The 20,255-nt window shown below is 56.9% G+C and carries 13 protein-coding genes; 9 read left to right on the top strand and 4 right to left on the bottom strand.

Annotated elements, in window-relative coordinates; translation table 11 throughout:
* Nucleotides 1-41: 41 nt before the first annotated feature.
* Nucleotides 42-1,364, bottom strand: coding sequence for an ABC transporter substrate-binding protein (locus tag ACFO1S_RS02500; RefSeq protein ID WP_204600815.1), 1,323 nt, complete (start codon nt 1,362-1,364; stop codon nt 42-44).
* 385 nt (nt 1,365-1,749) lie between these two features.
* Here ACFO1S_RS02500 and ACFO1S_RS02505 point away from each other — a divergent pair, with 385 nt between their 5' ends.
* Nucleotides 1,750-3,582 carry a sensor histidine kinase gene (locus ACFO1S_RS02505; RefSeq protein WP_204600814.1) on the top strand — a complete coding sequence of 611 codons (1,833 nt, stop codon included), beginning with the start codon at nt 1,750-1,752 and terminating at the stop codon, nt 3,580-3,582.
* Nucleotides 3,554-4,306, top strand: a complete 753-nt coding sequence (locus tag ACFO1S_RS02510; protein ID WP_204600813.1) for a response regulator transcription factor — start codon at nt 3,554-3,556, stop codon at nt 4,304-4,306. Before ACFO1S_RS02505 ends, ACFO1S_RS02510 begins: the two co-directional genes overlap by 29 nt.
* A 94-nt stretch (nt 4,307-4,400) precedes the next feature.
* Here the strand turns inward: ACFO1S_RS02510 and ACFO1S_RS02515 are convergent, their stop codons facing one another.
* On the bottom strand, nt 4,401-5,615 hold the full coding sequence (locus ACFO1S_RS02515) for an MFS transporter (protein ID WP_204600812.1): 1,215 nt from the start codon (nt 5,613-5,615) through the stop codon (nt 4,401-4,403).
* A gap of 223 nt (nt 5,616-5,838) precedes the next feature.
* Between ACFO1S_RS02515 and ACFO1S_RS02520 the strand changes: the two genes are divergently transcribed.
* Nucleotides 5,839-6,744, top strand: coding sequence for an alpha/beta hydrolase (locus tag ACFO1S_RS02520; RefSeq protein WP_204600811.1), 906 nt, complete (start codon nt 5,839-5,841; stop codon nt 6,742-6,744).
* 148 nt (nt 6,745-6,892) lie between these two features.
* Here the strand turns inward: ACFO1S_RS02520 and ACFO1S_RS02525 are convergent, their stop codons facing one another.
* Entirely contained in the window at nt 6,893-9,115 is a 2,223-nt protein-coding gene (locus ACFO1S_RS02525; protein WP_204601054.1) for a glycosyl hydrolase family 18 protein, read from the bottom strand.
* Between the two features lie 487 nt (nt 9,116-9,602).
* On the opposite strand from ACFO1S_RS02525, the gene ACFO1S_RS02530 reads away from it, so the two are divergent.
* The 6 genes from ACFO1S_RS02530 (at nt 9,603) to ACFO1S_RS02555 (ending at nt 18,422) form a co-directional block, all read left to right on the top strand.
* Complete coding sequence (locus tag ACFO1S_RS02530; RefSeq protein WP_204600810.1) at nt 9,603-11,396, top strand: sensor histidine kinase; 1,794 nt, start codon at nt 9,603-9,605, stop codon at nt 11,394-11,396.
* Between the two features lie 2 nt (nt 11,397-11,398).
* On the top strand, nt 11,399-13,027 hold the full coding sequence (locus tag ACFO1S_RS02535; protein WP_204600809.1) for a response regulator transcription factor: 1,629 nt from the start codon (nt 11,399-11,401) through the stop codon (nt 13,025-13,027).
* A 99-nt stretch (nt 13,028-13,126) separates the two neighbouring features.
* Entirely contained in the window at nt 13,127-14,461 is a 1,335-nt protein-coding gene (locus tag ACFO1S_RS02540; RefSeq protein ID WP_204600808.1) for an ABC transporter substrate-binding protein, read from the top strand.
* Nucleotides 14,462-14,599: 138 nt separating this feature from the next.
* Nucleotides 14,600-15,493, top strand: a complete 894-nt coding sequence (locus tag ACFO1S_RS02545) for a carbohydrate ABC transporter permease (protein WP_378126179.1) — start codon at nt 14,600-14,602, stop codon at nt 15,491-15,493.
* 41 nt (nt 15,494-15,534) lie between these two features.
* On the top strand, nt 15,535-16,374 hold the full coding sequence (locus ACFO1S_RS02550) for a carbohydrate ABC transporter permease (protein ID WP_204600807.1): 840 nt from the start codon (nt 15,535-15,537) through the stop codon (nt 16,372-16,374).
* Nucleotides 16,371-18,422: a hypothetical protein gene (locus tag ACFO1S_RS02555; RefSeq protein ID WP_204600806.1), complete on the top strand. Its 2,052-nt coding sequence runs from the start codon at nt 16,371-16,373 to the stop codon at nt 18,420-18,422. Before ACFO1S_RS02550 ends, ACFO1S_RS02555 begins: the two co-directional genes overlap by 4 nt.
* Nucleotides 18,423-18,589: 167 nt before the next feature.
* Here ACFO1S_RS02555 and ACFO1S_RS02560 read toward each other — a convergent pair whose 3' ends face one another.
* Nucleotides 18,590-20,245: a response regulator gene (locus ACFO1S_RS02560; RefSeq protein WP_204600805.1), complete on the bottom strand. Its 1,656-nt coding sequence runs from the start codon at nt 20,243-20,245 to the stop codon at nt 18,590-18,592.
* Nucleotides 20,246-20,255 lie beyond the last annotated feature (10 nt).

The following is a 20,255-nucleotide window of genomic DNA, read 5'->3' on the forward strand; positions in this document are numbered from 1 at the left end:
CCCGGATTAACGGGCGGTCCCCCTTCCTCGGTCCATCTGTCTTATTTGCCGCTTGTCTTGGCGATTCTGTCGAATTCGGCGTCCAGACGCTTCAGCGCCGCATCGACGTCGCGTTTGGAATCCATAAGGAATTCTACTGTTTTCTGAGCGAGCGCATTGCTGTATTCCGTAGAGAAGTTGGTGCGAATGCCGGTGTAGTCGAATACTTCCCCGCTGTCCCGATAGGCGATAATTTCCTGGAAGGTCGGATTTTGAGGAAGCGGTACATCCTTGATCAAGGACAAGCCGCCCTTGTTGTTCTGCAGAGATTCGCCCATCTCCTTGGTTGCGACCTGCTCAAGGAATTTAAGCGCCCACTCTTTGTTCGGCGAATCCTTGTATACGGCGAGTCCGCCGATTCCGCTGCCCAGCGGGAGGTTGTTCTGCGCCTTGTCCTCGGACCAAGGGAACGGGAAGAAACCGAGGCGCACGTCCGGGTTGATTTTTTTGATGGCGTCCACCATGAAGGAGCCGTGCTGAATGATGCCCGCCTTGCCCGTAGCGACCAGCGACAGCGCCGAGTTGGCGTCCGTGCCGAACGGATCGGTCTGCGCATAAGCGAACCGGTCGTTCAGCCGCTCCAGAATGCCGCGCATTTGATCGTCGTCGGCGAAGCGCAGCGTACGGTCCTGCAGCTGGGTAATCCACTCCGGATTGACCGACAGGGCGCCTGCCCGCCAGTCCGCGCCGATGTCTCCGTTGACGTAATAGTTTTCCTTGAAGCCGGCCGCCATGCCGGCGAAGCCCGCTTGCTTCAGCTTCTCCAGCGTGTCCTTGAAGGCGCTGTACGTTCTCGGAACCTCCGTAATGCCGGCTTTCTCGAACACATCCTTGTTATAGATAACGCCGTTGGCGTTCATGTCGAACGGCAGCGCATACAGCTTGCCGTCGATGTATTGGCGCTCGATCGAGTTGACGTTGCTCATGAACGGCTGATCCGTCAGGTCCAGGACAAACCCTCCGTCAAGAAAATCGCGGTTGGCATCGTTCAGGTTGACCAGAAGCATAATGTCCGGAGCGTCGTCGCTGGCGATTTTGGTTTTCAGCATCGTATTGTACTTGTCCGTATTGGCGGCGATTTCTTCGACTTCCACATTAGGATATTTCGCCGTGAAGTTCGAGATCATATCTGCAACCCACACGCGCGCGCCCTCCTCGACCATAAGATGCGCGATCGTCAGCTTGACCTTCGGCTGATTGCCGGCCTGAGCGCTTTCCGCTCCAGGCGTTGCGGATGGCGAGGCCTTGTCGTTCTGGTTGCCTCCGCATCCGATGATGACCCCGAGTATTGCGATAATTAAAGTCAAGCCCATCCACTTCTTCATTTTTCGGTTGCCCCTCTCGAATTGTAGGTTGTGGGGAGGCGAAGGGAGGTCCGCCGTCCTAAAGCTATTATAGGGAGCTTCTGAATGCGTTTTCATTACACGATGTTACGAGAAATTGGACGATCTTATGGGAGTGGCGAACCGGGGCGTTCCGGCTTCAAGCACATGCCGGAATGGCTGAAGATTGTACTATTTTTCGTAGTTTTGTTTAATGATAGCCTTCCCGTCAGCACGTATAATATTTATATTCCGCAGAATGGAAAGCGCTTTCATGTGGATGGTTTTGCAGCTTTCCCTGTAACCGCTATCAAGTATAATGGGAGAAGAACCACATCCGGTAGGCAGCAGCCTCTGTCTCTGCCTCTGCATCGAAAAGAGGATCAACATGAGGATTCCACTGCGGAGCGCCACGATACGCAACCTTAGAAGCCCCCGAATCCGTACTCGCCTGCTTTTCTCTTATTTGGCGGTTATTTTGCTCACGGTGACGATGATCGGTTACTTGACCTATTGGATATCTACGAAAGAGATTGTCAGCAACACGAAGGCCTTCTCCGCGATGCTGACGGACCAGCTGTCGTTCTCGGTGCCCGGGCGCGCCGACAGCTTCGAGCAAAGCACCTACGCGATTCAGAATAATGAACGGCTGTTCGCGCTCGTGTCCGAAAGCATGGCTTTCGCCACAACGGAACAAGTGTACCATAATCGCCGGAACGTGGAGTCGATTCTGAGTCTCTTCTTCGGATTGAGCCGGGATATCAAAACCGTGCTGGTGCAGTCGGAGGAAGGCCACCTGTACTGGTATGAGCGAAGCTCCTACCTGAGCCTGAGCGGCAGCATGAGCGGCAAGGAGGCCAGAGAGCTGTACAACTGGGCGGATAGCCGCCTGGAGGCGGCGGGAAGTCCGCAGTCGCTGTGGCTTCCGGCGAAGAACGAAGGGGAAATCGTCTATACCCGCAAGCTTATTGACGCGAATACGCTGCGCTCCTACGGCAGAATTATTTTTTATCTGGACAGCGGGTACCTCGACGCCGTTAGCGGCAATCATAATCAGATTTACGGGGGATCGACGGCGATTCTCAATCGCCGCGGAGAGGTGCTGTACGCGGAAAACAATGTCCGGCCGGTTATTCAGGCTTGGCAGCGGGATACCGAGCATCGGCTGGAGACCCAAACCTTGATCACGGCTGAAGGCCAGGATTACTATCTGACTCGGCAGTTTTCCGAGAATGCGAGCTGGGAAGCGCTCCATATCGTTCCGAGATCGGAGCTGCTGCAGCCTTCCCAGCGGCTGAAGGCTTACTTGCTGCTGACGTGCGCCGTCTCCCTTGTCGTGACGGCGATGCTCGCTCTATGGATATCGGGCTCCGTTACACGCAGCATCCAGAAGCTGGAGAGGACGATGAGGCGAGTCGAGGAGGGCGATTTCTCCGTACAGGTCAAGTCTTCCAGCCGGGACGAGATCGGTCTGCTCGGCCAGAGATTTAACGTGATGGTCGCTCGCATCAACGAGCTGATTCAGAATCTTTATGTCGAACGACTGGCCAAGCAGCAAGCGGAATTCCAAGTGCTTAAGGCACAGATCCATCCCCATTTTCTGTACAACACGCTCGGCTCCATTCTCTGGCTGGCCAACAGGGACAAGCATCCGACCATTGAGCAAATGGTCAAAAACCTGATCGGCCTGCTCAATACGTCGGTCAAGCGGAAGAGCGAGTTCGTCACGGTGCGCGAGGAATTCGATTATATCGACCATTATCTCGGCATTCAGGCCTTTCGCTACGAGAACCGCTTCCGCGTCGTACGGGAGGTGGAGCCGACTTTGCTCGATTGCATGATGCTTCATTTTATTTTGCAGCCGCTTGTGGAGAACGCCCTGCAGCATGGTATCGAGATGTCCAAGGGCAACGGTCTGCTGATTCTGCGAGCCTATACGGCCGGTTCCTGCCTCGTGCTTGAGGTGGAGGACAACGGCGTGGGCATGAGCAAGGAAAAGCTTGAACGAATGCTGCGTCGGGAGAACGAAAGCTTGTACCCGGGCCTGCACAGCATTGGCGTCCGAAACGTGAACGAACGGATCAAGCTGTATTACGGCGAAGACTACGGCCTCCGCTTCTCCTCGACAGAGGGCAAGGGAACGGTGGCCACCGCGCTTCTGCCGCTCGACATTCGACTAGGAGGGGCTAAGCATGCAGCAGGTGATGATCGTAGAGGATGATGTGATGTACCGCTATGCGATACGTTCGAGCATGGAGTGGGAGAAGGAGGGCTTTCGCATCTGCGGGGAGGCCATCAACGGGAAGCATGCGTTGGATCTGCTGCAGGATTGCCGTCCGGATATCGTCCTTACGGATATCAACATGCCCGAGATGAACGGAATCGATCTGATCGTCGAATTGCGCCAGAAGCACCCGCTGATTCAGATCGTCGTGCTCAGCTCGTATGATGATTTTCATTTCGTCAAGCAGGCTTTGAAATCGGGGGCCCAGGATTACCTGCTTAAGCATGAGCTGGATTCCTCCGAGCTTGCGGGCGTGATGAAGCGCCTGAAGGATAGTTCGGATGCGGCGCAGACGGGGGCGGAAGAAAGGGACGGACTGGATATTCCGGTCAAGGAGACGACGCATCGCGAGGTGCAGCAATTGATGGACTACATCAAGGCGAACTACGGGCAGCCGATCACGCTGCAGCAGCTGTCCCAGCATCTGTACCTGAGTCCGAATTACCTGTGCAGCTTGTTTAAGCAAGAGACGGGCATTACGATCGTCGATTACATCAAGCAGTTCCGTATTGAAATGGCGAAGCAGCTGCTGGAGAGCTCTCACCTGAAGGTCTACGAGATCGCGGAAAGAGTCGGGTTTACAAGCTCCTCCTACCTGTGCCGGGTGTTTAAGGAAATGACGGGGATCAACATTAACGAGTACAAGCGAACGATCCATTAGAAGTAAATACAAACGGCTTGCGCGGTCCAAGAAGGACAGCGCAAGCCGTTTGTGTGCGGAGCGGCGGTCGTCGAGGGCGCGTTCCGCCGTTCATTCATACAGAAGAGGTCTCGGTCAATGTCTTCACCTTGCGATCGGACGGAAGCAGGAAGCCCATCATTCCGAGCAAAGGCAGGAACGAGGTGGCGACGATGACAAAGGTCAGATCGGTAAGGTCGATAAGTCCCCCCAGTCCTACCGCTCCAAGCGCGCCCATGCCGAAGGCCAGACCGGTGATGAGGCCGGATACCGTGCCGACCTTTCCCGGAACAAGCTCCTGCACGTAGACGACGGTGACGGAGAAGCTGCTGTGGTTAATAAGTCCGAGAATGAACAGCAGAATATAGCACCATACCTCGCTTGCGATCGGCAGCAGCATGGCGAACGGGGCGGCGCCCAGTACGGAGAAGAGAATGACGTTTTTGCGGCCGAAACGGTCGGCCAGCGGGCCGCCGAAGAAGGTTCCGGCAATTCCCGCGCCCATGTACAGGAAGATGTACATTTGAGACTGGGGCACCGTAATGTCGAATCGCTCGATCAAATAGAAGACAAAGTAGTTGGATAAGCCCGCTCCATACCAGGAGCGCGCAAACACAATCAACACGACAAGCGTAATGGCAAACAGAATCTGCTTGCGCTTGCGGGGATCGAGCTCCCGAACCTTAATCTCTTTCTTGCGCAGCGGCATACGGTCAAGATAGCCGCGATACCATCGCGAGACCCACACTTGAATGGCAACGCCGAGAGCGGCGACTCCCGTAAACCAGATGGCCCCCTTCTGGCCGTAAGGGAAGAAAATAAAGGCGGTCATTAGCGGAGCCAGGGCGCTGCCTGCGTTTCCGCCTACCTGGAAGATGGATTGCGCCAGGCCCCGCCGCGGTCCCGCCGCAAGAAAGGCAATTCGCGCGCCCTCCGGGTGATACATCGCCGAGGCGATTCCGACCATAAGCACCGACAGGAGAACCAGCGCGTATTGCGGCGAGAAGGCGAGTCCAAGCATACCTGCTCCCGCGATGCCCATCCCGATCGGAAGCAATTTCGGAGAGGGTCTGGCATCCGTATACATGCCGACGAACGGCTGCATGACGGAGGAGGAGAAGAACAGCACGAAGGTGATGATGCCGAGCTGGGTATAGCTTAGCCCCAATGCCTCGCGCAGGATCGGATAGGAAGCGGGAATGACGGCTTGCAGCGCGTCGTTCATCAGATGGGCTGCGCTAATGGCGAACAGAATGGGATAGATCGTCTTTTTATTCGTAAGTTCGGACATCGGTTACGCTCCTTATTCGCTCACTGTTAACGTTTACATTATAGCGCCGGCCCTCTTTCGAAGGCATTACACAATGTTACGAAATATGCTCCGATATTCTGGAGTTTCAACGAGAGTAAGACACAGGCGTAGAGGCTGGAAAAGGGCGGTGGGACAAGCTTGGTTCCTACGCGGAAAATGGGTTAAAATAGAAAGATAAGGAAGGCAAAGGAGGGGGAATGCAATGGGTATCGCCGTAATCGCTTGGTTGGTTGGAGGGGCGGGGGCGCTGACGGGAAGTGCGGCTGCGGCATTGTACGGGTTGACGGTAAAGGCGCAGAGGCCGCGTCATGTTCCGAACGAGCAGGTTCCGCCGGTGCCTTACGAGGAGGCGGAATGGCAAAGCGGCGGTAAGACGGTGAAAGGCTGGCTTCTGATCCAACGAACGGTTGACGAGGCTTCGAAGCCGGGACCGGTTATTATCATTGCCCACGGCTGGGGCTCGAACCGGTCAAGGGTGCTGCGTTATGCCCTCCCGCTATATGATGAAGGCTATACGATCCTCATGTACGATGCCCGCAGCCATGGAGACAGCGAGTATTACAAGACGCCGACGGGACTGCAATTCCGCGACGATCTGCTGGCGGCTCTTAGCTGGCTGGCGAATCGGCCGGAGGCGGATATAAACCGCGTGGGGGTCCTCGGACATTCGCTTGGCGGCTTCGGAGCGGTGCTGGCTCTCGAAGAAGATGCCCCCATCGCCGCGCTTGTAACCGATTCGATGCCGGTGAGCTTGACAACGATGATCGGCGCGGAGCTGAAGCGACGGAAGCTTCCCCAATTTCCGTTAGCGCAGCTTGTTCCTCGAATCATGACTTGGCGCAGCGGCATCTCGCAGTCGATGATCAAGTCAGCCAATCCGGTTCGAATTCTGCATGACAACGCCCGCGGCCGCGGAACGCCGACTCTGCTGGTGCATTCGCGAAATGACGGCTTCATTCCCTCCAGCGAGCTGAGTCTCGTATTGAACCGTACGCCCGAGCTTCCGCACCTGTTCGTAGAAACCGACGGCCACAGCGCGTCGGAACGCGATCCCGCGTTCTGGCCGAAGGTGAAAGCCTTCTTCAATGACGCGCTGCAAAAAAAGTAGGCTAGCGGCATCGGGCCGCTAGCCTCAAGATATATATTATTGAAAAGGGGGGTCATGTTTGTATTGTAACCGGGCAACATGAAGAAAAGATGAAAGCCAGATTACGGTTCGGTTACAAAAGAGAAAGCGGTATCATCGCGTCATGGCGTCATGGCGTCTTCCATAAGGCCGGAACGTTCGGCGGCTCCCAGCCCGTCAGAGAGGTGTGGGCCTGCAGGCAAGTATAGGACACGCCGCCGTAGGTCACGGTATCGTTCACCTGATAGCTCACATTGGGCGCCCAACTGGTGCCTCCCGAAGCGGCATCCGTCTTGACCTGCAGCGCGGCGCTAGCGCCCGAGAGATTGCCGGCCGCATCCCTGGCTTTGACCGTAAAGGCGTACGTCGTATTCGGGCTCAGTCCGGTCAGCACAGCCGACGTTCCCGTAACATTCACGGAAGTCGTCCCGTAGAGCACGATATATCCGGTAACGCCTACGTTGTCCGTAGAGGCGCTCCAGGACAGGCTGACCGTGGTCGAGGTCTTGCCCGTGGATTGCAGATTGGCCGGGATCGACGGAGCGGTCGTATCGGTTCCGCCTCCGCATGGACCGATGACCTTCCATACCCCCCATTCTCCGCTGAGGTCAGGCTGGTCGCCTTGCGTCCACCATTTGGCCTCATAGGTGATCCCGTTATAGGAGGCGCGCTGGCCTTGCGTATACGCTTGCCCGGCATTCCAGGCCGCCACCGTGCAGGAGCTGCCCGTATCGGTCGTAACCTGAACCGGAGCGCTGGCATTCGAGACGTTGCCGGCCGCGTCGAAGGCTTTAACGGTGAACGTGTACGGCGTATTGGCGGACAAGCCGCTCACCGTGGCGCTCGTGCCGGACACGTTGATGCTCGTCGTTCCGTAAGTTACGGTGTAGCCCGTTACGCCGATGTTGTCCGTGGAGGCGTTCCACGCCAAGCTTACGCTTGAGGAAGTTTTGCTTGTCATATGAACGTTGGCGGGTACGGAAGGCGGCGTTGTGTCTCCGCCGCTCGTACCGGAGAGATCATTGGCGAGCTTCGTAAGAAGCGTCTTGTTCCGATCGCCGCTGAATTCCCAGAACATAGCTCCGCCGAGTCCCGTCGATTTGATGTACGAGGTTTTGTGTCCGAACGATTCCGTGTCGTCGTAGGAAATGAACACGCCATTGGAAGGATTGTACAGATAGGGAACTTTGGCGACGTTGTTCCAGTAGCGCGTGTAGCCGTTCTTGTTGATATACTGGGCCTCCAGATTGCTGAAGTCCAGTACGCCGGGTTCCCAGGTTCCCGGCGAAGGTCCGGTACAGCTGGCGTATTGTCCGTTGCCCGTCGCCGCGCAGCCGCTCCAGCCGCGAGCGTAGAACGGCATGCCCAGGACGAGTTTGCTCGCCGGCACGCCGGCATTCAGATGCCCCTGCACGCCCGCTGCGGCATTGAAGGTCGCGGCATCCGGAACGCCTGCCGCAGCCGCCGCGGGATCGTAATAGAGCGGAGAGTTGTGGGCGCTGATCGTCTGCCAGCCGCCGTTGAAATCATAGGTCATGATATTGATCCAGTCGACGATGGCGGCAATCTGGCTCAGCTCCGTATTTTGCACGAAGTTCGGTCCGGCTCCGGAGGCGATCGTCAGCGTATAGGTTTTGCCGTCGGCCGCTCCCGCCGCATTGAGCTTCTCGCGCACCTTCTGAAGCAGCAGCGTGTAGTTCTGCTTATCCGCCGCCCGCACGCTGTTGCCCGCAAGCCCGCCGCTGACCGGATATTCCCAATCGAGATCGACGCCGTCGAACTGGTACTTCCGCAGGAAGTCGACGGCGGAATTGGCGAAGGTCTCCCGCGTCGCCGCGCTGGCGGCCACGTCCGAGAATCGGTTGGACCAGCTCCATCCCCCTATCGAGATGATCGTTTTCAGATTCGGATGCGCCTGCTTCTGCTTGATCAGCTGACCGATATTCCCTTTAATCGGCTTATCCCACGTATCGCCGGGAAACGATTTCTGAGCATCGATCCAAGGATCGCCCAGCACGATCGTTCCGTTAGGCGCGTTGATCGTGCCGACCTCGTCCTGACAGCTCCAGGTGGCCGGATTCGGGGAGGTCGGATCGGAGTTGCCGTGGATGCCGTTCCAGCAAATGTCCGCGAATGCATAATTGATATGGGTTACCTTCGTGACATCCATATCCGTCACGTTGTAGTTTCTGCCGTAGGCTCCCCAAGCGGGGTAGTAGCCGATAATCTTATAGCTTCCGGCGGCTTCGGCTTTCTCAGTCTCGTAAGTCAAGGTTGCCAACGCTGACAGCAGGATCGCGGCGATCAATGCAAGGACCTTTCCTTTGCGAATCGTTGTTCCGTGCAAGGTCATGTCGTAAATCCACCTCTCCTTAAGATTTTTTGTAACCGCTTTCAATTAAAAATCCCAATCTACGGCGAATCCCTCCTTTGCGATGCGAAGTCCAACGACAAATGAAGGCAATGCGAATTGGCCCGAATGCCGGATTTGAGTGAGAGAGTTGTTGGTGAAGAAAGAATGGATCGAATGGGGGAGAGCTCAAGGGAGCAGACGGCCAATAAGCGGGGGTGCACTTTTATTGTGAAGGAGAACGGAGGGGGGCGTAAGGGGATAAAATGATGACAATGGGAGAAATTTCAATTATGAAATCGGAAGCGGCCAAGCGGATCGACGTTTATTCCGAAATTAATGGGGGCGGATATCCGAAAATAGTGAATTCCCTAGGCGGGCTTTTCCTGATAAAGTGAAGATTGCTTTACTTGTTCTAGTACAATGATTCTTACCGGCCTCCCTCGCTCTTAGAGAGTAGGGGGCGTTCATTGTTCGGAGGGGGCATCCGATGTTCTACTCGCTTAGAACCCGATTATCCGCCGCATTTATCGTCGTGTTTATCGTCCCATTCATTACGATGGTCGCCGTGTTCACGCAAGTGTCGAACACCGTAATCGGAAATTCCATTGAAGAGTCCACCTCGCAGACGATGGACCAATACGCCGCGTTCGTCAACACGCTCACGACCCAGGTGGAGGATGTCGCGAATCAGGTGCTCAGCAACGAGGTGACCCAGCAGTGGATTACCGCGCAGCTTGACCCCAGTCTGCCCCGGGAGAAGCGGCTTACCGTAGATGCGGAAATTCGCAAATTTCTCTCTTCCATCGCCTTGAATCACTCCTCTATCTCATCCATTACGCTGTTTAACGAGAACGGAACCGCAGTGGGAATCCGCGATCAGGCGTTTAACGATGACCCGTCCTTCCTGAACAGCTCCTGGTTCGAGACGTTCAAGCAGGAGGATGTCCGCTGGGTGCCCGCCCACCTTGATTCCTATCAACCCAACTATTTGAATAGCGTCAGCATGAACAGCCTTCTCTTCAACCTCGTGCAGCTCAGCTCGTTTCGCAAGATCGGCGTCTTGAAGCTGAACGTCAAAACCTCCCAGATCCAAACCTCGCTGGACAAAATCAAGTTCGGAGAAACCGGACGCGTCTATCTGGTCGATATGGACGGCCAGCCGGTGCTGGAGCAGCGGATCGACGAAGGGATGTCCGGGTTTCTGCAGGAGCTGCCGTCCATCGGCAAGGACAAGCATTCCGGCGGCAAGCTGACGGTTAAGCAAAACGGAGAAAACCATAAGGTGCTCTATCGCAAAATCAAAAGCGCCAACTGGATGCTTGTCGGGGAAATCCGGGAATCCGAGCTGTTCGAGAAAATGAAACGCGTGCAGCAAACGATGCTGGCCGTCGGCGCGGTGCTCCTGCTGCTGACGATCGTCGCCGCGTTCTGGCTGGCCGCGGGCATCGCGCGTCCGCTGACCCGGCTTGCAAGCTCGATGAGGCTGGTCGAGCGGGGAGACTTCAGCCGCGAGGAGGACGAGTCTCTCGCACGAATGCAGCTGCCGCGCAATGAGGTCGGATATGTCGTCAACGTGTTTCGCAACATGGTCAAGCGACTTCGCTTCCTGATCGAGACCGAATTCCAGGCCAATATGCGGCGCAAGGACGCCGAATATAAGGCGCTGCTGATGCAGATCAACCCGCATTTTCTCTATAACACGCTGGAGGCGATCGGCAGCCTGTCGGCCCAGAAGCGCAGCGACGAGGTTATCGACGTGACCGAATGGCTCGGCCAGATGCTGCGCTATTCCCTGCGCGCGGACAGCGATCTTGTGAAGCTGCGCGACGAGATGCAATATATTCGCGATTATGTCTCGATCATGAAGATCCGTTTCGGGGATCGGATTCGCGTGGACATTCAGGATTCGCCCGAGTCGGGCAATGCGCTTATCGTCAAGTTCATCCTTCAGCCGCTTGTGGAGAACGCGATCAAGTTCAGCCAGGAAAATGCGGCCGGAGCGCATGTGGCCATTGCCGCCCGCAGCGCGGGAGACGCGCTGGAGATTGAAGTGTCGGACAACGGGATCGGCATGTCCAAGGAATTGATCGCGGAGCTGCGGGAGGAGATTGCCCGCGGCAAGATGACGGACGTTCTGAGCGCGAGCGGAAGACGAATCGGTCTCAGGAATGTGCTTGCCAGATGTTACTTGCATTACGGCAGAAGCTTCTCGGTCACGATCGAATCCGCTCCGCAGAAAGGCACTCGTATCGTATTGAGCTTGCCGACGAAGGAGGAATAGCGATGTATCGCGTAATGCTGGTGGACGACGAGCTGGAAATCCGCAGCGGTCTGAAGCTGAAGATCGATTGGTCCGCGCTTGGCTACGCCATCGAAGGGGAGGCGCAGGACGGCAGAGAAGCGCTGGCGTTATTGGAGCGGGAGCCGTTCGACCTCGTTCTGACGGATATCCGCATGCCCGTCATGAGCGGCCTGGAGCTGCTGAAGCAGTGCGCGGAGAACTATCCGCGCACGAAGGTGATCGTGCTGTCGGGCTACGACGACTTTCATTTCGTGAAGGCCGCGCTGCAATGCGGAGCCAAGGACTACTTGCTCAAGCCGGTCGTGCGAAGCGAGCTGACGGCGATCCTGGGCAAGGTGAGCGGAGAGCTGGAAACGGAGCGCAGAGCGCATTTCTCCGACGAGTCGGCAAGGCAGCGGATCACGGAAAGCGAATCCGTGCTCAAGGAGCAGCTCGTCCTCGACTGGATCGACAACGAGAGCGACGACCGTCTTATCGCGCTGCGCAGCGAAGCCAAGCGGCTCGGGATGGCGGATTGGCTCGACGATCGCTCCTGCCTGCAGGTCATCAGCCTGGAATATCGCGTGCCGGAGGGGCGGCTCGGCGAGCGCGTCAACGCGGAAAGCAGCGGCCTGTTCCGTCTCGCCTTCCAACTGCTGTGCCGCGAGACGCTGCAGCAACGGGAGTGGGGCGGCTCCGCCCTGGTCTTCTATCACCGCAGCTATGCGCGGATGATGCATATCGTCGTCTCGTCCCCGGACCCGGCTGAAGGCGAACGCCGCGCAGCGGCTCTATGCGAGCAGCTGCAAGCCAACGTGCGCGGCTATCTGAAGGTCGAAGCGGTGATCGGCGTAGGCATGCCCTTCCAAGGTCCGGCCGGCTTGCGTCAAGGCTTTCTGTCCGCGCTGATGGCCTGGAGCCGCAGCCAGTCGGGCATCGTCTCTCAGGTGATCCCGCCGGAGCCCGGCCAGGAGGCCGGGGCCGAAAGCTTTTCCGAGCTGGAGAGACGGCTGGAGCTCGCGCTGGAAAACCTCGATTCCGAATCGTTCTCGGCTGCGGTGGAGTCGGTCGTTCAAGCCGACAGCTACCCGACGCAGAGCGTCGCGGCTTTCGTGCTGCGCGTCATTCTTCTGCTTGATCAGACTGCGAGCAAATATCGGCTGTCGATTCCCGAGACGCAGCATTGGATGTTCCCCGATCTGATGGACAAGCATCGATCGGGCGCTTCCGCGCTGGTCTACTTGAAGGGGCTTGCCTCGCAGATTATAGAAGGGATGAGGCGCTCGCGTCTGGCGGGCGGCGCTTCCGCCGTCGAAGCGGTTCGGCTGACGATCGAGCAGTCCTATATGAACGAGCTCAGCCTGACGATGCTGGCGGATCGCTTTCACCTGAATCCGACGTACTTGTCCGAGCTGTTCAAGAAGCAGACAGGGAAAACCTTCAGCGACTATTTGACTCAGGTGCGGATCGGCAAGGCCGAGGAGCTTCTGCGCGACCCGCAGATGCGTCTTGCGGACATCGCTGAGCTGGTCGGCTTCGCCAACGCCAGCTATCTGAGCAGCGTATTCAAGAAGCACTTCGGAGTCAGTCCGAACGAATACCGCAACCATCCCCCTTCGCCGCCCGCCTGATGATTTTATATGCCAACAACCGAAGCGGACGCATTCAAGGAAGTCCCCCCTGGATGCTAGCCTGTAGATGCATCACATTAACCGAAGGGTGAGGGTCCCATGAAAAAAAGTTTAGCGCTTCTGCTCGCGATTGTGATGGCCATCGGCATGTCCGCGTGCTCATCCGGCTCGAATTCGAATTCCGCCACCGGCTCCTCAAGCTCGCCGGCCGGCTCGGCCGCGCCGGAAGGCGAGACGGTCACGCTGTCGTTCTGGAGACACGATTACGCGCCCGAAGCCGCAGCGTTCAAGAAGCTGATCGCTTCCTTCGAGGAGAAGCATCCGAACATCAAGATCGACTTTCAGATGATTCCCAACGACCAGTACGAAACGAAAATCCGCACGGCGCTCGCGGGAGGCAATCCTCCCGACATTATGGCGCTGGACGCCCCGACGCTGGCCTCTTACGCCAACTCGGGCGCGATCATTCCGCTTGAAGATTATTTCGCGAAGGACGGCAACAAGGACGATCTGCTCAAGCCCGTCATCGAAGGGCTGACGTTTAACGGCAAGCTGTATGCGGCTCCGAACAACGAAGGCACGATCGTTATGTTCTACAACAAGAAAATGTTCGCGGAGAAAAACATCCCGTTCCCATCCAAGAACGTAGACGAAGCCTGGACGTGGGACCAAGTGCTGGACGCGGCTCGCAAGCTGAACGATCCGGCCAAGGGCGTGTACGGCTGGAATCCGACGCCATGGGGCTTCGCCGGCCATGAAGGCGCGCCATACTCCGAGATGGCCTTCCTGTGGCAGGCAGGAGCGGAAATTTTGAGCCCGGACGGCACGACGGCCAAGGGTTATCTGGACTCCCCGGAAGCGAAAAAGGCGATGACGTTCTGGAAATCGCTTTTCAATACGGAGAAGGTGTCTCCGAAGGAGCTGCCGCAGGACGCGTTCTGGAACGGCAAGGTCGCGATTCACGTAGACGGGCCGTTCGCGATCTCCAACCAGGAGCAGAACTTCCCGAACTTCAAGCTCGGAGAAGACTACGACATCGCGCCGCTGTGGAAGGACAAGAACATGATCGGCACGACAGGCAGCTGGGGCATGGCGATCACGTCCAAGTCCGAGCATCCCGACGAAGCGTGGGCTTTCGTCAACTGGGTAACCGGAGTGGAGGGCTCCAAGGTTTGGTACGAGGAAACGAAAAACCTCCCGGCCCGTCAGTCGACGTTCGACGCTTACGCCGAGCTCAAGGAATATCCAATGAACATCTACGCCGAGCAATTGTCCAAATACGGTCATCCTCGGCCGGTTACGCCGGCGTACCCCGCGATCAGCGAAGCGATCCGCCTCCTGTTCGAGGACGTCGGATTGGGGAACGGAGACGTGGACGAATCGTTGGCCAAAGCGGTCAAGAAGATCGAGGACGGCTTGGCCATGCATAAGTAACGGCGACCGTCGCCGGAAAGAAACGCGATACAAAGCTTAGAGAAGGTTCAGGCAGGGGGAGTAGGGAAGGCCTAATATCCTTACTTCCCTTTGTCGTTCCATAAACCGGTATTCGGAAGGCTAGGAGGAGGGATTACCTTGAAATTTTATCGATCCGCCATCTACGACAAGCAGGAGTCCAGGGCAGCGTACCTCTTTATCGTTCCCGCATTTTTGCTGCTGTCCGTATTTATTTTCTACCCGATGTTCCGCGCGCTGCTCATCAGCTTCGAGAATTACAATCTGATCTCGGCCCAATCGTCCTTCGCAGGCTTCGCCAATTACGGCAAGCTGTTTAGCGACGGCGATTTCGGGGCGAGCCTCTGGCACTCGTTTTATTTTACGCTTGTGGTTCTGCCCGTGCAGACCGCCATATCGCTGGGCTTGGCTCTGCTTGTGCAGAAGAAGTTTCGCGGCGTCGGGTTTTTCCGAACGGTGTATTTTATCCCCGTTGTCGTGTCCTTCGCCATCGCGTCGACGATATTCAAGCTGATCTACAACAAGGATTACGGCATGCTGAACGTTCTATTGAAAGGCATCGGCCTTCCCGGAGTGGATTTTCTCTCCAACCCGGACATCTCCATGCTGGGGATTATCGCGCTGTGCATCTGGAAGGCCATGGGCTTCGTCATGGTGATCTTTCTGGCGGGGCTCAACAATATCCCCGATTCCTTGTACGAGGCGGCGCAGGTGGACGGGGCCAGCCCCGCTCAACGCTTCTTCCTCATCACGCTGCCGCTGCTGAAGCGGACAATGGCTTTCGTGGTCATCATCACGACGATGGATGCCTTGAAGATATTCATTCCGATCTATATCACGACGAGCGGGGGACCCGCAGGCTCGACCAGCACCGTCGTTCATTTCATTTACGAGACGGCGTTTAAGCAGATGAATATGGGCTATGCCGCCGCGGCCGCATTCCTGTTCTTCTTCCTTGTGCTGATGATCTCTATCGTTCAGCTGCGTATTTTCCGTACGGACGTCGAGTATTAGGCAAGAATGGAACGAAACTTCAGAAGCAAGGAGACGGACCTATGAATCGAACATTAATCGCCATCGTGCGCATCGCGATCATGATCGCCGTAGCGGTCATCGCGCTCTTCCCCATCTATTGGATGGTGATGAGCTCGTTTCGTTCGCACGAGGAAATTTTCAAATATACGACGCTCAGTCCCGAATTGTTCCTGCCCGTAGAGTGGACGCTGAAGAACTACAAGGACATTTTCCTCGATCCGAGCAAGCCGTTCGGGAGATATATGATGAACACATTGTTCGTGGCCGTGCTGGTGACCTCGCTCGGCTTGATCGTGAACGCGATGGCCGCTTTTGCTTTTGCGAAGCTGAGATTCCCGTTCAAGAAGCTGCTGCTGACGCTGTTCATGTCCTCGCTGGTCATTCCGTACGAGGTGATCATGATTCCCCAATATTTGCTCATGCGCGACCTGGACTGGGTCAACTCGTTCATGGCGCTGATCGTGCCGCAGATCGTGTGGGTGTTCGGGATATTCATGCTCATCCAGTTTTTCTCGGATATTCCGCGGGACATTCTGGATGCCGCAAGGATGGACGGAGCGAGCTGGCTGCGCATCTTCGGGAAGGTCGTGCTGCCTACGGCCGTTCCGGCGATCATTACGCTCGGCATTATGACCTTCCTGAATCAGTGGGATTCGTTTCTCTGGCCGCTGGTCGTCATTAACGAGGAGAAGAAGCAGGTCATTCAGGTGGCGATTTCTTCGTTCCAGTCGCTGCGCAATATTTCGTGGGGCAAAATTATGGCCGCGACCTCGATTAGCTCGGTTCCCATCTTGATTGTCTTTCTGTTCCTGCAACGGTATTACGTGCAAGGCATTACAATGTCCGGAGTGAAAGGGTGAGCGCATTGCTTCCGATATGGCTGAACGAGAAGGTCGGCATACGCTGGCACGAAGGCGGGCAGTGGCGCGAGATTACGCCGAATGTCGCCCGGTATGAGGAGAACGAAGCGGTCTGGAGGGCCAACGCCGGATTCGCGAAAATCGAAATCAGGCTGAGCTGGGAAACGAAAGCGATTAAGCCGGGCGAAGCTTCGGTCGCCGTAATTGAGGTGGGCGCGGCTTCGTCGGCGCACGGCGATGCGATGACGTTCTCGGGCTTGCAAGTGTATTTCGTGAACGATGTCGGGCTTGAATGCGTGTGGAAGCCGCATCTGGCGCCTCAAGAAGGAATGACCGTCGGAGACAAGGCCTTCCGCTCTCCCGCGATCATCTTCGAGAACAACGCGGTCATGACGGCGCTCGTGCCCGATCTGGCGCGGCTTGCCGGCGACCGGATCGTGCCGCATGTGATGGATTACACGATTCAGGACGGCATCCTCGCCTACGGACTGTGCGAATACGAGGAGACCGGGCATGTCTATCATGAATTGACTCCTGTAGAGAGGGAGGTAACGGAGACGCTGTCCTTCCGGCTGTATCTCGTAGAGTGGGCCAAGGAGAAGAAGCAGCGGGAGCGCGATTTCAGAGCCGTCGAACGCTTCCTGTGGGAGAGGTTCGGCAGGGACAGCATGCCGGTATCGTCCGAGGAGTCGGAGGCGGATATTGCCGGTAAGCTGGAGCCTTACGCCGATTACGCTTACGAGTGGGCGCTGGACAGATGGAGCGACGTTTCCTGGCAGCAATTCCGGATGGAGGACGGTACGGAGGCAGGAGGCGTCGTCTTCCTGGTCTGCGCGAGACAGAAGCCCGGCTTCGGGAGGGAGAACGAGTGGCGCGAACCGAAAAGCCTATGGAACCAGGCCTGGTTCTGCGGACTTCGCTCGGCTTACGGCTATGCGTTGTGGGGAAAGGAAAAGGGAAATGCGGATTGGCAGCATAAAGCGGAGCTCGCGCTTAACTTCGCGTTGTCCGCTCCGCAGACGGGGGGGCTGTTCCCCGGCTACTACCAGGCCGGCGAGGACAATCGTTGGGAGTCGGGCAGATGGTACATGTCGGGGCCGCGTCGTCCCGCCGGACATGACGAGCACGTTCATTTGCTCGATGCCTCCTGGACTTGCTGGTGGCTGCTGAAGTGGTATCGGGATATCAAGGCGGACGAGCGCATTCTTCCTTATGTCACCCGTTATGCAGAAAGGCTGCTGACGCTTCAGAGAGACGACGGAGCTTTTCCGGCCTGGGTCAGGGCGGACGGCACCGGGACGTCACCGTTCCTGACGGAAAGTCCCGAAACCTCTATTCATGTCATGCTGCTCGGGTTGCTGCATCGGCTGCGTCCGGATGAAAGATTCGCTTCGGCGGCGATCCGGGCGGCCTGCTACGTCACGGAACGAATCGTGCCGGAGGGCCGTTGGGAGGATTTCGAGACGTACTGGTCCTGCTCCCGCCAGTGGGAAGGCAAGCAATTCGGCGAGAAGGATGCCCGCAGCGGCTTGTACAATCAATGCAACTTCGGCATGTATTGGACGGCCGAAGCGATGAAGGAAGCCTATGCGCTTAGCGGCGACGCGGACTGGCTGGATCGGGGAGAGCAGGTGCTGGCGGAAGCGTCGTTATATCAGCAAATCTGGCAGCCGTCCTTCTTCCCGGTGCCGACGGTCGGAGGCTTCGGCGTCATGAGCAGCGACGACGAATGGAACGATGCCCGCCAGAGTCTGTTTGCCTTGACGTATCTGGAATACTATCGGCTGACGGGCAACGAGAGCTACCGCGCCCGCGCCGTCTGGGCGATGAAGGCCTCGTTCTACATGATGTACTGCCCGGAAAATGCTGGCGTGAAGGCGATCTACGAGCGCGTTCACCCGCACTTCGACGAGCTGGATTACGGGTTCCATATGGAAAACTTCAATCATCACGACGGCACGCCGGTCGACGGTCTCGGCGAATTTACGATTTTCGATTGGGGCTGCGGAGCCGCGGCGGCTTCATTGGCCGAATTCAAGCGAGGATAAAAAAAGGAGGCTTGCGGCAACGGGCCGCAAGCCTAAAGTTTATATTTCAAAGGGGGGTCTTGTATTTATCTTAACCCGCGAACATGAAGAGAACATGAAAGAAACATTACGTTCATGTTACAAAGTGTTAGGGGATTGTTTCCTCAACGGTTCTTGTCGTCCATCGGCTAATCCGGCAGCTTAAGGCGGTATTCCTGAGGCGTGACGGAGTAATACTTCTTGAACACCTTGATGAAATAATTCGGATTCTGATAGCCGAGCCGGAGGGCGATTTCATAATTTTTGAGCGTGCTGCCCGTAAGAAGCTCTACAGCTTTCTCCATCTTCAGCCGCAAGACGTAATCGCTCAGATTCTCGCCCGCCACAAGCTTGTATATCCGCGATACGTGCACCGGGTGCATGTACATGTAATCGGCGATCGCGAGGAGGGAGACGTCATCTCCGAGATGCTTCCGCACGAAATCCTGGATTTTCCGGACGACCGTTTCGCGCGTGCTCCTCGTCTCGCGTTCCATATCCCGCTGCATGTGGTCGAGAGCCTGGGAAGCCCAGCTGCGCAAAGCGTCCGCCGAGCGGCAAGCCGACAGCTCGCGAAGGTCTGAAAGCCCGGGGCCCAGCATTTCCTCCACCCTCCGGCCGTTCTTGTGCGCGAAGGAACTGAATGCCGAGTAGATGAAGAAGAAGACCTCTACGAGATGCTCGGACGATTCGGCTCCTTTGGCATGCAATTCTCCGAAAATATGCTCCAGCTTCACTCCGATCGCTTGCCAGTCCCCCGATTCCAGCAGATGTACGAGCATCGGCGGCTCATACAGCGCCTGAAGCGAAGGGACGACCAAGGGCTCCTGCTCGTCGGGCACCGAGATGAACAGATCGTCCTGATCGCCAAGCATGGTGCGAAGGGAGGCAAGCAAGCTCTGATACAGTCCGTTCGCATCCTGCGGAAAGAGCCCCCAGCCGCTGACAATGACGGATACGGAGCCCTTCAAATATTGCTTCACGCTATTTTGCAGCTGCGATGCCGCAAGCTGAAACAGCTCGGCGTCTTCCTTCGCCGGCGAACGCAACGGAGGGACATCTTTCTCCTCCGGGAAGCGTTCGCCGTTCAAGGTGACCAGAAACAGCAAGTAGCCGTGCACATCCTTGCACATCCATAAACGGAACCTATCCTCGAACAGTTCCTCAGCGATGTTGCCGATCGCGTATTCCATTAGCGAGAGGCTTAGAAACCCCATGTCGGCGAAGCCTTGCTCAAGCCGCATCAGCATCAACGCAAAGCAATCGTCCTTGCGGACGTTCACGCTGACCATCTCCAGCTCCTCGGCCAGCCGCTGCTCGGAATACCGCTTGCCTTGCAGGAGTCCGTTCAGCAGCTCGCCGCGAATTTTCGGCAGGTTTTCCCGGAAGGCCTTCATCGCCTGCTGGTAGGAGCGGTCCTCCTGACGTTCCTCCTGCAGCAGGCGAACGACCGCCTGAACCTTGTCCAGTATTTCGCTGTCGCCGATCGGCTTCAGCAAATAATCGTAGGAGTTGTGCCGAATGGCTTGCTGCGCATAGGAAAATTCGGCGAAGCCGGAGAGAACGATGCATTTGGTCTTGCGCCAGCTTTTGCGAATGCGCTCCAGCAGCTCGATTCCGCTCATTCCCGGCATCTGAATATCCGAGATGACGATATCGATGCTGTTCATCCGCATCATGCCCAGCGCTTCGGCGCCCGAATAAGCCTTGAACACGCCGGTGATGCCGATATCCGACCATGGCAGCGTATCCGCCAAGCTGTCGACAACGCTGGCTTCGTCGTCCACGATAAGCAGTTGGAACATGGGAACGCCT

This window comes from Cohnella boryungensis, assembly GCF_042651945.1.
In the GTDB taxonomy this organism is placed as follows: domain Bacteria; phylum Bacillota; class Bacilli; order Paenibacillales; family Paenibacillaceae; genus Cohnella; species Cohnella boryungensis.

What these genes read in the sequence shown, in the direction of transcription:
- ACFO1S_RS02500 (WP_204600815.1), bottom strand. Translation starts at nt 1,364, where the DNA reads ATGAAGAAGTGGATGGGCTTGACTTTAATTATCGCAATACTCGGGGTC.
- ACFO1S_RS02505 (WP_204600814.1), top strand. Translation starts at nt 1,750, where the DNA reads ATGAGGATTCCACTGCGGAGCGCCACGATACGCAACCTTAGAAGCCCC.
- ACFO1S_RS02510 (WP_204600813.1), top strand. Translation starts at nt 3,554, where the DNA reads ATGCAGCAGGTGATGATCGTAGAGGATGATGTGATGTACCGCTATGCG.
- ACFO1S_RS02515 (WP_204600812.1), bottom strand. Translation starts at nt 5,615, where the DNA reads ATGTCCGAACTTACGAATAAAAAGACGATCTATCCCATTCTGTTCGCC.
- ACFO1S_RS02520 (WP_204600811.1), top strand. Translation starts at nt 5,839, where the DNA reads ATGGGTATCGCCGTAATCGCTTGGTTGGTTGGAGGGGCGGGGGCGCTG.
- ACFO1S_RS02525 (WP_204601054.1), bottom strand. Translation starts at nt 9,115, where the DNA reads ATGACCTTGCACGGAACAACGATTCGCAAAGGAAAGGTCCTTGCATTG.
- ACFO1S_RS02530 (WP_204600810.1), top strand. Translation starts at nt 9,603, where the DNA reads ATGTTCTACTCGCTTAGAACCCGATTATCCGCCGCATTTATCGTCGTG.
- ACFO1S_RS02535 (WP_204600809.1), top strand. Translation starts at nt 11,399, where the DNA reads ATGTATCGCGTAATGCTGGTGGACGACGAGCTGGAAATCCGCAGCGGT.
- ACFO1S_RS02540 (WP_204600808.1), top strand. Translation starts at nt 13,127, where the DNA reads ATGAAAAAAAGTTTAGCGCTTCTGCTCGCGATTGTGATGGCCATCGGC.
- ACFO1S_RS02550 (WP_204600807.1), top strand. Translation starts at nt 15,535, where the DNA reads ATGAATCGAACATTAATCGCCATCGTGCGCATCGCGATCATGATCGCC.
- ACFO1S_RS02560 (WP_204600805.1), bottom strand. Translation starts at nt 20,245, where the DNA reads ATGTTCCAACTGCTTATCGTGGACGACGAAGCCAGCGTTGTCGACAGC.